General features: G+C 63.6%; 13 protein-coding genes. 11 read left to right on the forward strand and 2 right to left on the reverse strand.

Going from position 1 to position 13,409, the window contains the following annotated elements:
- The first annotated feature begins 153 nt into the window (after window positions 1-153).
- On the forward strand, window positions 154-1,005 hold the full coding sequence (locus U4Y88_RS16435; RefSeq protein ID WP_321785075.1) for a fumarylacetoacetate hydrolase family protein: 852 nt from the start codon (window positions 154-156) through the stop codon (window positions 1,003-1,005).
- 14 nt (window positions 1,006-1,019) lie between these two features.
- Here U4Y88_RS16435 and U4Y88_RS16440 read toward each other — a convergent pair whose 3' ends face one another.
- Entirely contained in the window at window positions 1,020-1,925 is a 906-nt protein-coding gene (locus U4Y88_RS16440) for a LysR family transcriptional regulator (RefSeq protein WP_321785077.1), read from the reverse strand.
- Between the two features lie 198 nt (window positions 1,926-2,123).
- On the opposite strand from U4Y88_RS16440, the gene U4Y88_RS16445 reads away from it, so the two are divergent.
- The 10 genes from U4Y88_RS16445 to U4Y88_RS16490 all read left to right on the forward strand — a co-directional run bounded on the left by U4Y88_RS16445 (window position 2,124) and on the right by U4Y88_RS16490 (window position 12,258).
- Entirely contained in the window at window positions 2,124-3,785 is a 1,662-nt protein-coding gene (locus tag U4Y88_RS16445; RefSeq protein WP_321785079.1) for a bifunctional 3-(3-hydroxy-phenyl)propionate/3-hydroxycinnamic acid hydroxylase, read from the forward strand.
- Window positions 3,786-3,810: 25 nt separating this feature from the next.
- On the forward strand, window positions 3,811-4,977 hold the full coding sequence (locus tag U4Y88_RS16450) for a VOC family protein (protein WP_321785081.1): 1,167 nt from the start codon (window positions 3,811-3,813) through the stop codon (window positions 4,975-4,977).
- A 10-nt stretch (window positions 4,978-4,987) separates the two neighbouring features.
- Window positions 4,988-5,809, forward strand: a complete 822-nt coding sequence (locus tag U4Y88_RS16455; protein WP_321785083.1) for an alpha/beta hydrolase — start codon at window positions 4,988-4,990, stop codon at window positions 5,807-5,809.
- A complete protein-coding gene (locus U4Y88_RS16460) occupies window positions 5,803-6,222 on the forward strand; it encodes a GlcG/HbpS family heme-binding protein (RefSeq protein ID WP_224008916.1) in 420 nt (139 codons plus the stop codon). Before U4Y88_RS16455 ends, U4Y88_RS16460 begins: the two co-directional genes overlap by 7 nt.
- Window positions 6,219-7,073, forward strand: a complete 855-nt coding sequence (locus U4Y88_RS16465) for a fumarylacetoacetate hydrolase family protein (RefSeq protein ID WP_321785085.1) — start codon at window positions 6,219-6,221, stop codon at window positions 7,071-7,073. The genes U4Y88_RS16460 and U4Y88_RS16465 overlap by 4 nt, the downstream gene beginning before the upstream one ends.
- Window positions 7,074-7,130: 57 nt before the next feature.
- Window positions 7,131-8,423: an MFS transporter gene (locus U4Y88_RS16470; RefSeq protein WP_321785087.1), complete on the forward strand. Its 1,293-nt coding sequence runs from the start codon at window positions 7,131-7,133 to the stop codon at window positions 8,421-8,423.
- Between the two features lie 55 nt (window positions 8,424-8,478).
- Window positions 8,479-9,078 (forward strand): nuclear transport factor 2 family protein, encoded by a 600-nt coding sequence (locus U4Y88_RS16475; RefSeq protein WP_321785089.1) that lies wholly within the window; start codon window positions 8,479-8,481, stop codon window positions 9,076-9,078.
- A 12-nt stretch (window positions 9,079-9,090) separates the two neighbouring features.
- Window positions 9,091-10,182 carry a maleylacetate reductase gene (locus U4Y88_RS16480; protein WP_321785091.1) on the forward strand — a complete coding sequence of 364 codons (1,092 nt, stop codon included), beginning with the start codon at window positions 9,091-9,093 and terminating at the stop codon, window positions 10,180-10,182.
- 30 nt (window positions 10,183-10,212) lie between these two features.
- Window positions 10,213-11,085, forward strand: a complete 873-nt coding sequence (locus tag U4Y88_RS16485) for an intradiol ring-cleavage dioxygenase (RefSeq protein ID WP_321785093.1) — start codon at window positions 10,213-10,215, stop codon at window positions 11,083-11,085.
- A gap of 90 nt (window positions 11,086-11,175) precedes the next feature.
- Window positions 11,176-12,258, forward strand: a complete 1,083-nt coding sequence (locus U4Y88_RS16490) for a porin (protein ID WP_321785095.1) — start codon at window positions 11,176-11,178, stop codon at window positions 12,256-12,258.
- 137 nt (window positions 12,259-12,395) lie between these two features.
- On the opposite strand, the gene U4Y88_RS16495 is transcribed toward U4Y88_RS16490, so the two are convergent.
- Window positions 12,396-13,298, reverse strand: a complete 903-nt coding sequence (locus U4Y88_RS16495) for a LysR family transcriptional regulator (protein WP_321785097.1) — start codon at window positions 13,296-13,298, stop codon at window positions 12,396-12,398.
- Window positions 13,299-13,409: the final 111 nt, after the last annotated feature.

The following is a 13,409-nucleotide window of genomic DNA, read 5'->3' on the forward strand; positions in this document are numbered from 1 at the left end:
ATTTCTGCCGCTAATAACCGTCATATTCCTGACTATGTTGCCCGGCGCATCCCGCACGAATAGGCTGCGCTAGCGAAAGTCTGTCGGCGCGGTCCCACGTGTAGCGCGCGGCCGCGCCAGCCGACATCACCGAGGTCAGGGAGATCAGGCGGCATGAAGCTGGTGAGCTTTACACACAAGGGCGAGAGCAGTTGGGGCGCGCTGACGGATGCGGGGATCTACGACTTCAAACGGCTATCGGGCGGCGAGTGGCCGACGCTGCGCCACGCGCTTGCGGTGCAGGCCGGGGCGCAGTTGAGTCAGCTTGTCGAGGCGGGCGCGCCGTCGCTCCAGTTGCAGGACGTCGTGCTGCAAACGGTCATTCCCGACGCAGTCAAAATCCTGTGCGCCGAATGCGGCGATAGCGATTCCATCGGCGTGCAGCGCTTTCCGCTGATGTCCCGACGCGATGTGTTTATCCGCTTGTCCGGCACGCTGGTCGGACACGGCGAACCCATCGTGCGGCCCGCGGATACCGACCAGTTCGAATTGCGCGGCAGGCTGGCCGTGATCATCGGGCGCGCGGGGCGGCGCATTCCGCGCGAGCTGGCGCGCGAGTATGTGGCGGGCTACGCGCCGTTCTGCGACACCACGGTGCAGGAATGGCGGCGCGCCGGTCGCCCATCGACGATCGCGATGAATTTCCCCATGACCTGTGGAATCGGTCCGTGGATGTCGACGCGCGACGCGTCGGGCGACGAGGCGGATTTTCATCTCACGACGCGCGTGAACGGCGCGGAAATCGACTGCCAACCGGGCGCCGATCTACGACGCGATATCGCCGACACGATCGCCTTCTGTTCCGCATTCACGCCGCTTGCGCCCGGCGATATTCTGGTCGTCGGCGGGCGGCCGCGCGCGAGTCTCGAAGCGAGCGAAAACACGCTGAAACCGGGCGATTCCATCGAAGTGGAAGTCGCGAACGTCGGCACGCTTTATCACCCGGTGATCGACGAAGTGCGCTAGCTGGTTTCGCCGTATCAGGCGGGCCCGCGGTCCGCGTCCACATTCAGTTGCGTGACCGATTCGATCAGCCGCTGCTTGAACCACTGATGCGCGGGCAGCGTATTGCTGCGCTGATGCCAGCTCAGGTTCAGCACGATGTCGGGCACCTTGAACGGCAAGGGACACACATCGATCTGTTCGCGCGCCCGCGCCGTCATGGCGAAACGCGCGGGCAGCGCGGCGATCAGATTCGAATCGAGCAGAATCGACGTGGCGACCGAAAACTGATTGACCGTCATGCAGACATTGCGCGTGAGGTCCTGGTTCGCGAGCGCGTCGTCGATCGGGCTCGGGTAATCGTCGTCGCCTGGCAGATTGATCGTCAATTGCGGCGCTTCGCAGAATTGCGCGAGCGAAATGCGCTGCTTGAGCAGCGGATGACCTCGCCGTCCCGCCACTACATAGGACTCCGACCAAAGCGGCATCGAGTGAATCACGGCCGTTTTCGGCGGCTCGATGCTCACGATGAAATCGATCTCGCCTCGCATCAGCCGAGGGCCGGCGGTCGCCGGATCATGCGGGATCACAAACACGCTCGCGTCCGGCGCGAGTTCGTGGATGCCGCGATAGAGATGCGGCAACAGCAGCGACGCCGAAAGATCGCCCATCGAGAGGCGGAATCGCTGCGCGGTATGCGGCGCATCGAAGTCCGTGGGCAGCACCGTATCGTAAATGTCCTCAATCGACTGATGAATCGCGGGCCATAGCGTGAGCGCGCGCGGCGTGGGATTGACGCCGCGCGCCGACTTCACGAACAGCTGGTCCTGAAACAGTTCGCGCAGCCGGTTCAGCGCGTTGCTCACGGAGGACTGCGTGATTTCCAGCCTTTCGGCGGCCCGCGTGACGTGCCGCTCCGTCATGACGACGTCGAATACTCGCATCAAATTCAGGTCCAGGCGCATGCGCGCCGGGTCCACACTCGCGGACTGCGGACTAACCCTGGTCGCCGGTGGCATCGTCATGTTTGTGTCTCCGATCATCATTTCAAACGATGATGATTATATTGCTAACCGCTTTGATCAATGTCGTTGACGTAAATATCCTTCGTACTCGTCGTCACACACGAAGGGTGAAGGTAAGTGAATCAAAGCAAGGAGACGGTCGCCAACCTTGAGGCGATCCAAAGCGATGTCCGGTCGGACGACTATGACGTTGCTGTCGTCGGCTACGGGCCGGCGGGTGAGGTGCTCGCGTCGACGCTCGGTGCAGCGGGCGCACGCGTGCTGGTGATCGAGCGCTGGCCGCAGCCGTATCCGCTGCCGCGTCTCACGACGCTCGATGGCGAAGTCTGCCGCGTCGTGCAGGCGACCGGCATCGATACGGACATGGCCTTCGCCGAGACCTCGGTTCAGGACGCCTGCCATTTTGTCGATGCAGCGGGCGAGCCGCTGATGGTCGTGAAATATCCGGGCCTGCTGGGCGGATGGCCGTCGCGGGTGTCGGTGTTTCAGCCGGATTTCGAGCGTTCGATCGCCGCGAAGGTCGCGACGATGCTCAACGTCGAGGTGCTGCGCGGCTGGGAAGCCACCGCGCTCTCGCAAGACGACGAGGCCGTCACGCTGACGATCGCGCCGTTCACGCAGGAGTCCGGCGCGCAGCACGACGCCGCGCGCACGGTGCGCGCGAAGTATCTGGTCGGCACCGATGGCGCGCGCAGTTTCGTGCGCAGCGCGCTCGGCATCGAGATGCGCGACTACGATCTGCACGAACGCTGGCTCAACTTCGACGCGGAAATCCTGCGCCCGATTCCCGAGGAATTCTCGAAGCTGAAGATCTATATGGACCCGGCGCGCCCGCATATGTACATGCCGATCGGCAAGCGGCGCCTGCGGCTGGAATTCCGCGTGATGGAAGGCGAGACCGACGAAGCGATGACGCAGCCCGACATCGCGTGGGACTTCCTTTCGCGTCAGCACGGACTCGGCGCCGACGACGTGCGCATCATGCGTCAGGTGGTGTATCACTATCACACGCGCGTCACTTCGCAATGGCGCACGGGCCGCGTGTTTCTCGCGGGCGACGCGGCGCACACGATGCCGCCGTACATGGGCCAGGGCGGTTGCGCGGCGATTCGTGACGGGCGCAATCTCGGCTGGAAACTCGTCGAAGTGCTCGCGGGCCGCAGCAGCGACACGTTGCTCGACGACTACGGCGTCGAACGCGAGCCGCACGTGACCACGCTGGTCATGGCCTCGGATCGTCTCTCGCGCGTCGTCAATCTCGTGGACGCGGCGCAGGCCGCCGCCCGCGATCAGGGCATGCGCGAGAAGGGCGAAGGGCATCCGCCCGAACTGCCTGCGCTGCTCGGTGGCGTGCTGCATCGCGACGCGCACGGCAACGTAGTGGCAGGCAGCGGTCTCTTCACGCCGCAAGGGCGCTTGGGTCGCGACGGCATCGAGGACCGCGGCGACGAGTTCCTCGGCGGCGGCTTCCAGCTCTGGTGCCTCAAGGACCCGGCCGCGCATCTCAGCGACGAAGCACGCGCGACGCTCGATCGCCTTGGCTGCAAGGTGGGCGTGTTCGACGACGCGGCCTCCACGCATGCGTTCGAAGATATCGACGGCACGTATCGCGCGTTCCTCGACAACCTGAATGCCGAAGTCGCGATCATTCGTCCGGACTTCTATGTATTTGGCGCGGTGAAGGCGCAAGCGTTGAACGCGCTCGTGGCCGATCTCGGCGTGCGCCTGCACAGCACGAACGCTGATCAGGCCGTGGGCGCAGTCGCATCGGCTGCATGAACACGCTAATGAAGAGGAACACAGCATGAGTTACAACGTGGGCGGCCTGACGCTCGAACAACCCTTCCGCATTCGGCGCATCGGGCACTTCGGTTATCACTCGCCGGACATCGAAGGCACGGTCGCGTTTCTGTCACGCAGCCTCGGCCTCTCGATCAGCGATGTGGACGACTTTTCGTCGCGCGTGCCCGGCCTGCCGAAAGAACACGCGACCGGCTATTTCCTGCGCTGCAATGCCGATCATCACACGGTGGTGGTCGGCAGCCAGATGCTTGTCGACACGCGCGAGCCGAATCGCAAGGGCTCGGTCGTCGGGCAGATTTCCTGGCAGGTCGGCAGTCTGCGCGAAGTCGTCGAAGGGCTGAATTTCCTCGACAAGAACGCGAAGCTGCGCCGCGTCGGCCGCGATGCGCCCGGCTCGAACTGGCACGCCTATGCCTACGATCCCGATGGCTATATCAACGAGATCTTCTACGGCATGGAGCAGGTGGGCTGGGACGGCCGCAGCAAGCCCGAGTCGATGTACGACCGCGCCTTCACGACCACGCCGCCGCTGCCGCAGATCGCCGAGTATCAGGAAGTCGATACGGCGCTCGCGCGCGGCGACACGCTCGACGGCTATCGCAACGTCGAACAACGCGAAGCGCGATACGAAGTCGAAGGCGTGCTGATGCCGCAACCGTTCAAGCTGACGCGTCTCGCGCGCATCACGCTTTACGTCGCGGACATGGAAGCGTCGCTCGCGTTTTACCGCGATATTCTCGGGCTCAAGGTGAGCGAGCGCGTGAAGGTTCACGGCAAGGAGTGCGTGTTCCTGCGCGCCGACGACGAACACCATACGCTCGCGCTTTATCCGCGTGAATTGCGCGAGCTTTACGGCTTCGCCGCCGGTTGCGGCTTCGCGGTGGCGAGTTATCAGCAGCTCGTCGAAGCGCGACGCTTCCTGCAGGAACGTGGCGCGCGCATTCTCGATCTGCCGCGCGAACTCACGCCCGGCATTCACTACGGCTTCTGGGTCCAGGGCCCCGACCAGGTCGCGATCCAGATTTTCTACGGCATGGATCGCGTCGACCGTTCGGGGCTCGCGCCGCAACCGCCTGTATTTCCCGCTACGCCCGACCAGTGGCCGCAAACCATCGTTCACGGTGGCGCGGCCTGGTACGAACCGCCTTTCATGGGCCCGCTTGCCTGAGGATCGAATCATGCCTTTTCTTGATGTACCCGGTGCGCGTTTGCGCTATGACGTTGTCGGCGACGGGCCGCCGATGATTTTCGTTCACGGCGCTGGCGCGAACTCGACGGTGTTCTTTCAGCAGGTCGCGTATTTTCAGCACACGCGCCGCGTGATTTGTCTCGACATGCGCGGCTTCGGCGGCTCGATCTGCGACGCGTCGACGTTTCATCCGCGCCAGTTCAGCGAAGATCTCGCGCGCCTCATGGACGCCGAATTGACCGAGCCCGCCGAAGTCGTGTGCCAGTCGATGGGCGCGTGGTCGGGCCTGCCGCTCGCGGTGCGCGAGCCGCAGCGTTTCGTCGGCCTCGTACTTTCGGGCTCTCCGACGCCCGCTTACGGTCCGCATCACAAGGTGCTCGAACAGGTGTCGGAGCGCTTCCGCCGCGTGGCGGCCGGTGAGGCCGTGCCGCCGCAGGACCTCGGTTTCAGCGAGCGCTTCGTCGCGCGGCACGCCGAGTTGATTGCGCTCTACCAGATGCTCGCGCGCATGAACCAGAAGGTGAATCTCGCGACTATCACCGATGAAGAACTGCGCCTTATGCCGGAGCACTTCGCGGACTATCGCTTGCCGACGCTCGTGATGGGCGGCGTGCAGAACCGCCTGATCGGCGGCGAAACGCACCTCGCGGCGGCGCGCTGCATTCCCGGCGCGCGCACGTACACGTTCACGGAGTCGGGCCACTCGTCGTATTTCGAGGAACCCGATCACTACAACCGCGTGGTCGAAGGCTTTTTCGAAGAGCTCCGGCACGAGCCGACATCGGCTGACAAGGAGCAACGCGCATGCTGAACAAGCCCTCGCTGAGTCTCAAGGACGCGCAGCAACTCGTCGATCATGCCTGCGCGCGCGCCGCGGACATGTCGATGCCGGTTTCGGTGATGGTCGTAGACGTCACCACCTATCTGCAAGCGGGCGCGCGCATGGACGGCGCGCCGCTGATGAGCGCGGAAGGCGCGCTCGACAAGGCCCGCAGCGCGGCGGAAGGCGGTCACCCGACGACTTTCTTCGAAAAGCCCCTGAATGAAGGGCGTTTCTCGATGGTGAAGCTGCCGCATACGCCGATCGAAGGCGGCGTGCCGGTATTCGTGGACGGTCTGTGCGTGGGCGCCGTGGGTGTCGCGGGCGCGCCGCCGCATATCGATTCGCAACTCGCCGAGCACGCAATCGCGGCGTTTTTGAGCACTCTGAAGGAACAACGATGAAACTGTCGAGCTTTTCCCATGCAGGCCGTTCGAGCTGGGGTGTCGTCACCGAACAGGGCATCGTCGATGTCCGCGCGCTGAGCGGCAATCGCTGGCCGACGCTGCGCGACGCGCTCGACGCCGGTGCGCTTGCGCAGGTCGAGGAATTCGCGAAGGGCGCGACGCCCACGCTCAAACTCGACGACGTGACGTTCGAACCGGTCATTCCGAATCCGCCGAAGATTCTGTGTATCGGCGTGGCGTATCACGAGCATCGTCTGGAAACGGGCCGCGACGTGACCGCCAAGCCGATGGTGTTCGGCCGCTTCGCGAACTCGCAGATCGGTCACGGCCAGGCGCTGCTGCGTCCGCCCGAGTCGGAGCAACTGGACTTCGAAGGCGAGGTGGCGGTGGTGATCGGCAAGCGCGGCCGCCGTATTGCGGTGGAAGATGCGTGGGAGCACGTGGCCGGTTACTCGGCCTATTGCGACGCGACGATTCGCGACTGGCAGCGTCATACGCAGCAATGGACGCCCGGCAAGAACTTCATGGCCTCGGGCGGCTTCGGTCCGTGGATGGTCACGCGCGACGAGATCGCCGACGGCAGCGATATCAGCCTCGTGACGCGGCTCAACGGCGCGGAAGTCCAGCGCTCGAGCACCGATCTGCTGATCTTCAGTATTCCTGAAATGATCGCCTATTGCTCGATCTTCACCGAACTGGAGCCGGGCGACGTGATCGCGACGGGCACGCCCGGCGGCATCGGCGGCAAGCGCAATCCGCCACTGTGGATGAAGGACGGCGACGTGCTGGAAGTGGAAGTCGGCGGCGTGGGCGTGCTGCGGCATCCCGTGCGCAACGAGGCAGTTTAAGCCGGCGCGGGCGAGCGCCCGCGATCCGGCCATAAAACACAAGACGCGGAGACAACGATGCAACGATACGAAAACCGGCTGCTGGTGATGCTGTTCGTCACCAATGGCCTGCTGTTCTTTGACCGGCTGGCGATCAACTTCCTCACGCCCTGGCTGCATGCCGAATTCGGCTTGAGCGGCTTGCAGATCGGCGCGCTGACTGCGGCGCTGTCGTTGACGTGGGCGACCTCGGGCATCGTGGTCAGCCGGCTCGCCGATCGTCATGCGATCAAGAAGCTCGTGCTCGTCGTCGCCATCGTTGTCTTTTCGCTGAGCTCGGTGAGTTCGGGGCTGGCGGCGGGCTTTCTCTCGCTGCTCGTCGCGCGCTGCGTGATGGGCGTGGCCGAAGGCCCGGTCCTGCCCGTGGTGCAGACGCTCATGATGGTCGAATCCACGCCGCGCCGTCGTGGCTTCAATATGGGCTTCATTCAGGCGGTCGCCGCCGGTGTATTCGGCTCGCTGCTGGGACCGGCGCTCATCATTCCGCTCGCGCACGAACACGGCTGGCGCGCCGCGTTCTATCTCACGGGCGTGCCGGGGCTGATACTCGCGCTCGTGCTCTGGCGCTACGTCAAGGAGCCGACGCTGGAGCGCGTGTCGGGCGCACTCCATCGCACGGACGCGGACGCAACGCCGGACGGCGCGCAGCGCCCGCTCGCCAATCGCAACGTGCTGGTGTGCGCAGCGATGGCCTGCCTCTTTCTCACCACGTTCTACAGCGTGATGGTGTTCGGCCCGCTGCACCTCGTTGTGGGCCGCGGCTATAGCGACGGCCAGATGAGCGGCTTCATGATCGCGCTCGGGTTGGCCGCGGTGGTCGGCGGCGCGTTGATGCCCGCGCTTTCCGACCGTCTCGGCCGCAAGCCGACCTTGCTGCTGGGCTTTCTTCTCGCCAGCGCCGCGCCCGCCGTCGTGGCCTTCGCGCAGGCCGATTTCGCGGTCCTCTGCGCGGGCATTTTCGTCGCGTGGCTCGGCATGGGCGTGATGCCCGTGATGCTCGCGACGGTGCCCGCCGAGTCGGTCGAAGGCGCGTTCGCCAATCGCGCGATCGGTTGGGTGATCGGCATCAGCGAAGTCGTGGGCGGCTGCGTGGCGCCGATTGTGTGCGGCGCGGCTGCCGATCATCTCGGCGCGCGTGCGCCGTTCGTGATCGGCATCGTATCGGCGCTGCTGGCGGCCTTGCTCGTGGCCGCGCTGCGCGAAACCGCGCCGGGACGCGTGGGACGCGTGGGACGTATTGGGCACGAGCGCGCATCGGGCGCATCGGCCGAAGGCGCGCAATCCGCGCCGACGGTATCGGGAATCTCGTAACAGGAAGCGAGCGGATTCCGCTCGCGAAGATGCAATCCCTATTCAGGAAAACAGCATGGAAAAGGAACTCGTCGAACGACTCGCCATTCGCGATCTCATCGAAAACTGGGCGGTATGGCGCGACGCGGGCGATTGGGAACGCTTCGCGACCGTCTGGCACGACGACGGCGTGATGATGGCGACGTGGTTCCAGGGCCCCGCGCGCGATTTCATCCGCGTGACGCAGGAGGGCTGGAAGAAGGGCGTGAGCATTCTGCACTTCCTCGGCGGCACGTCGATCGATCTCGCGGGCGACCGCGCGATCGTGCAGACCAAGATGACGATCTCGCAGCGCGGCGATGTGCAGGGCGTGCTGTGCGATGTCGTCTGCACGGGCCGCTTCTACGACTTCGTCGAAAAGCGCAATGGGCGCTGGGGCGTGGTGCTGCGTCAGCCGATCTACGAAAAGGACCGCGTGGATACGGTCGATCCGGCGGCGCGGCTCGAACTCGATCAGCAGGCGCTCGCCGAATTTCCGACGGGCTATCGTCACCTCGCGTATATCCAGACGCAGATCGGCTACACCGTGAAGCGCGACATGCCACAACTCACGGGGCGGGAAGTCGACGCGCTGTACGCACGCGGCGCGCGCTGGCTCGCCGGCGAGGCGCTGTAACGCGGAGCGGCCATGCACACGTTCACTTATTCGAGCGCGCCCGCGCGCATTCTCTTCGGCGCGGGCCGCATGGCCGATCTGGCGGATGAAGTGCGGCGGCTGGGCCGCCGCGCGCTCGTCGTCACGACGCCGGAGCAGCGCGATCTCGGTGCGCAACTGGTCGATCTGCTCGGCGAGCTTTGCGCCGGATACTTCGACGGCGCGACGATGCACACGCCCACCGACGTGACCGCGCGCGCGATGGACACGCTGCGCAACAGCGGCGTCGATTGCATCGTGGCGGGCGGCGGCGGCTCCGCGATCGGCTTGTCGAAAGCGCTGGCCGTGCGAACCGGTCTGCCGCAGATCGCGATTCCGACGACTTACGCCGGTTCGGAAGTCACGCCGATTCTCGGCGAGACCGAAGACGGACGAAAGACCACGCGCCGCGCGCCGGAGATTCTTCCGCGCGTCGTGATCTACGACGTGAATCTGACGCTCTCGCTGCCGCCGACGCTCTCGGCGAGCAGCGGGCTCAACGCGATTGCCCACGCAGCGGAAGCGCTCTATGCGAAGGATTGCAATCCCATCACGTCGATGATGGCCGAAGAGGGCATTCGTGCGCTCGGCGGCAGCCTCGGCGCGATCGCGAGCGATCCGGCTAACCTGGAGGCGCGCGCAAAGGCGCAATATGGTGCCTGGCTGTGCGGCACGTGCCTCGGCGCGGTCGGGATGGCGTTGCATCACAAGATCTGTCATGTGCTCGGCGGGACGTTCGATCTGCCTCATGCGCCGACGCACGCGGTCGTGCTGCCCTATGTGCTGGCGTATAACGCAAGGGCGGCGAGCGATGCGGTCACGCGGATCGGCCGCGCGCTCGCTTGCGATCCTCATTCCGCTGCCGATGCCGATGCTTCGCGCTATCTTCACGGCATGCTCGAACAACTGGGTCTGCCGTCTTCGCTGGCCGCGCTCGGCATGCCGGCGGGGAAGCTGGATGTCGTGGCGGACCTCGTCATGCAGCAGGCCTACTGGAATCCGCGGCCTGTCGAGCGTGCCTCGCTGATGCGGATGCTCGAAGCCGCTTTCGCTGGTACACAGCCTTCCGCTGATCTGTCGACGTAAAGGACACACGAGGACACCCCGGGACACACCATGCGCAACTTCAACGAACACAACATCACCGACGCCGTGCTCGCGCGGCTCGAAGCGAGCGGCTCGCCGCGCGTCCACGAAATCAGCGCTGCGCTGGTTCGGCATCTGCATGCCTTCGTGCGCGAGGTCCGGCCGTCTCAGGACGAGTGGCAGCAGGCGATCACCTTTCTGACGCGCACGGGGCAGATCTGCTCGGACACGCGACAGGAATTCATTCTGCTGTCCGACGCGCTCGGCGTCTCGATGCTGGTCGACGCGATCAATCATGCGTTGCCGGGCGGCGCAACGGAAACCACCGTGCTCGGGCCGTTTTATGTGGCGGATGCGCCGGAAGTGTCGTCGGGACAAACCATCGGCAAACCGGAAGACGGGCCGGCCATGCTGATCGAAGGCCGGGTGCTCGACACCGCAGGCAAGCCCATTGCCGACGCGATCGTCGATATCTGGCACGCGGATGCCGATGGCTATTACGACGTTCAGAAGGACGCGCAGTCGTATAGCGGACGAGGCCGCGTGCGAACCGACGCGCAGGGCAATTTCTGGCTCTGGGGCAGCGTGCCCGCTGCGTATCCGATTCCCGACGATGGCCCCGTGGGCGAGATGCTGGGCTTGCAGGGGCGTCATCCGTATCGGCCTGCTCATGTGCACTTCATGATCGCCGCCGAGGGATGCGAGACGCTGGTGACGCATCTGTTCCTGGCGTCGAGCGACTATCTGGATTCTGACGTGGTGTTCGGCGTGAAGGATTCGCTGATTGAACCGGTCATTGAAGTAGGACCGGGAAAAACGCCTTATGGCGCCGACGTGGAGATGACGGTGCCGGCCATGAGGCGTGAGTTTGTTCTCGCACCGGTGAGGCAACAGCGGGAATAGCCGGAATCCGCTGAGCCAGAAGCCGGATTTCTGGCATGACGACATAACAATAAGGATTACAAAATGAATCGGAGACAAGCAGCAAATAGTATGGCGGCCATGATGACGTTGGTGACGTCGGGCGTTGCACATGCACAAAGCAGCGTGACGATCTACGGATTGATGGACGCGGGCGTGACGTGGGTGAGCAATCAAGGAGGACACGGTAACGCCATTCTGGATCAGGGGATTTATTACCCGAATATTCTGGGCTTTCGCGGTGTCGAGGATCTTGGCGGCGGTGCGCGGGCCATCTTCAAGCTGGAGAATCAATTCAATCTCGCGAACGGGCAGACGGTCGGCGATTCGTCGGCGCTGTTCGGGCGTGTGGCCTATGTTGGGCTGGCGAAGGACGGGATCGGGCAACTGACCTTCGGCAATCAGTACGATTTCATGTGGGAGAACTTGCTGAAGGCCGATGCGTCGATGACTTTCGGCGGGTATTACAACTTCCGCTCGGGGCCGTATGCGGGGCTCGGAATCCCGAACAATCCGACTGGTGCGTCTGATTTTGACCGCGTGGCGGGTTCGGCCCGCGTGCCGTCGTCGGTGAAATTTGTCAGTGACCGGCTGGGCGGATTCACGTTCGGTGCGCTGTATGGGTTTGGCGGCGTGGCGGGTAACTTCGCCAAGGACCGGTCGATCAGCGTGGGTGTGAACTACCAGGGCGGACCGCTGTATGTGGGCGCTGCGTATACGGATGTGAAGTACCAGCAGATCAATAACGGCGACGACGGTATTCGTAACTGGGGTGTCGGTGGCACGTATGCGATCGGTTCGGCGCTGCTCAATGCGTTGTTCACTGAAACCTGGAACACGTTCAACGGTGCGCGGGTGTACGCCGGACAAGTGGGCGCGCTTTATAACTTCACACCGTTCCTGTCGTTCGGCGCGGATTATCAGCTGATGAAGGGTAACGCGACGCTCGATCGCATCCTGACGCAACAGGTGACCGCCACGCTGAGTTACCGCCTCTCGAAGCGCACGAACGTCTATCTGGAAGGCGCGTATCAGCACGCCGGTAACGGCAGTGCGCCAACGTTCGCGCAGATCAACGGCCTCTATGGTCAGGATGCGGCATCGTCGAGTTCGAATCAGGCGATTGCGCGCGTTGGGATTGCGCACTTGTTCTAAGCTGGACGAGCAATCCCGGGGCGGCACGTTCATTGATCGGATGCTTCATACGCGCCGAAGCTGACGATGGATTCAGACGGGTATCGAGGTGTGTCACGAGCGATGACCGATGCACCTCGATCCCATTCAGTCGCCGATTACTGTACAAATTCGTCGAATACCAGTTGTCGCAACCACTGGTTTCCCGCATCCCGGTGATTTCGCCCGTGCCACAGGACGTTGATGGTGATCTCCGGGACTTTCACCGGGCAAGGCGCGCTCTGCAGGCCAAACGGAATCAGCGATCGGGCAACATAGGCTTCCGGTACGACCGCAACCAGATCGGTCGACTGAAGAATGTGTCCGACGGAAACGAACTGCGGAATGCGCAAATGCACTTTGCGCTTCACCCCTGCGCGCTGTATGGCCATATCGACCATATCGTGTCCGCTTCCTTCCGCGAGAATCGAAACGTGTTCGGCGTTGATGAACGACTTCATCGTCACGCCCGTTCGTTCGAGCGGATGTCCCTTTCTGAACAGGCAAACGTATCGCTGCCGGAACAGACGGCGCTGATAGAGGCCGGTCTTCAGTTCCGGGAAATAGCCGATCGCAAGATCCACCTGACCGCGCTCCAGTTCGTCAAGCAGGCTGGGCGACTGGTTATGAATGGAGTTCACGACGACGCCTGGCGCCAGCCGGGCGAGCTGCTTCATGATGGTGGGCAGGAAGTAGATCTCACCGAGATCGGTCGTCGCAATCGTGAACGTGCGGGTACTCGTCGTCGGGTCGAATCGCGCGGCGACATTCAGCGAGTCGTGGATGGCGGACAACGCCGTACTGATGGGCTCGGCGAGTGTTTCCGCGTAAGGCGTCGGCACCATTCCCTTCGATGTCCTGAGAAATAGATCGTCGCCAAGAACTTTCCTTAACCGGTTCAGAGCGTTGCTGATTGCCGGCTGGGAGATGTCGAGCTTCTCGGCCACGGCGGAAACGCGGCGTTCGCGCAGCAGCTCGTGGAAAACCACGAGAAGGTTGAGATCGATGTCCTTCAGTTCCATGAGGGTGTCTCCGCGAGGGCGTCAGCAATATCAACGTTAGTGATATTTCGTATCACGCTACTCTCGTTCATAAATGTTATGTGTGCGGGCATTATAAGAAAAACGAGGAGA

The organism is Paraburkholderia sp. J94, from assembly GCF_905220285.1.
In the GTDB taxonomy this organism is placed as follows: domain Bacteria; phylum Pseudomonadota; class Gammaproteobacteria; order Burkholderiales; family Burkholderiaceae; genus Paraburkholderia; species Paraburkholderia tropica_A.

Coding starts and splice junctions, on each gene's coding strand:
- U4Y88_RS16435 (WP_321785075.1), top strand. CDS start 154: ATGAAGCTGGTGAGCTTTACACACAAGGGCGAGAGCAGTTGGGGCGCG.
- U4Y88_RS16440 (WP_321785077.1), bottom strand. CDS start 1,925: ATGCGAGTATTCGACGTCGTCATGACGGAGCGGCACGTCACGCGGGCC.
- U4Y88_RS16450 (WP_321785081.1), top strand. CDS start 3,811: ATGAGTTACAACGTGGGCGGCCTGACGCTCGAACAACCCTTCCGCATT.
- U4Y88_RS16455 (WP_321785083.1), top strand. CDS start 4,988: ATGCCTTTTCTTGATGTACCCGGTGCGCGTTTGCGCTATGACGTTGTC.
- U4Y88_RS16460 (WP_224008916.1), top strand. CDS start 5,803: ATGCTGAACAAGCCCTCGCTGAGTCTCAAGGACGCGCAGCAACTCGTC.
- U4Y88_RS16465 (WP_321785085.1), top strand. CDS start 6,219: ATGAAACTGTCGAGCTTTTCCCATGCAGGCCGTTCGAGCTGGGGTGTC.
- U4Y88_RS16470 (WP_321785087.1), top strand. CDS start 7,131: ATGCAACGATACGAAAACCGGCTGCTGGTGATGCTGTTCGTCACCAAT.
- U4Y88_RS16475 (WP_321785089.1), top strand. CDS start 8,479: ATGGAAAAGGAACTCGTCGAACGACTCGCCATTCGCGATCTCATCGAA.
- U4Y88_RS16480 (WP_321785091.1), top strand. CDS start 9,091: ATGCACACGTTCACTTATTCGAGCGCGCCCGCGCGCATTCTCTTCGGC.
- U4Y88_RS16485 (WP_321785093.1), top strand. CDS start 10,213: ATGCGCAACTTCAACGAACACAACATCACCGACGCCGTGCTCGCGCGG.
- U4Y88_RS16490 (WP_321785095.1), top strand. CDS start 11,176: ATGGCGGCCATGATGACGTTGGTGACGTCGGGCGTTGCACATGCACAA.
- U4Y88_RS16495 (WP_321785097.1), bottom strand. CDS start 13,298: ATGGAACTGAAGGACATCGATCTCAACCTTCTCGTGGTTTTCCACGAG.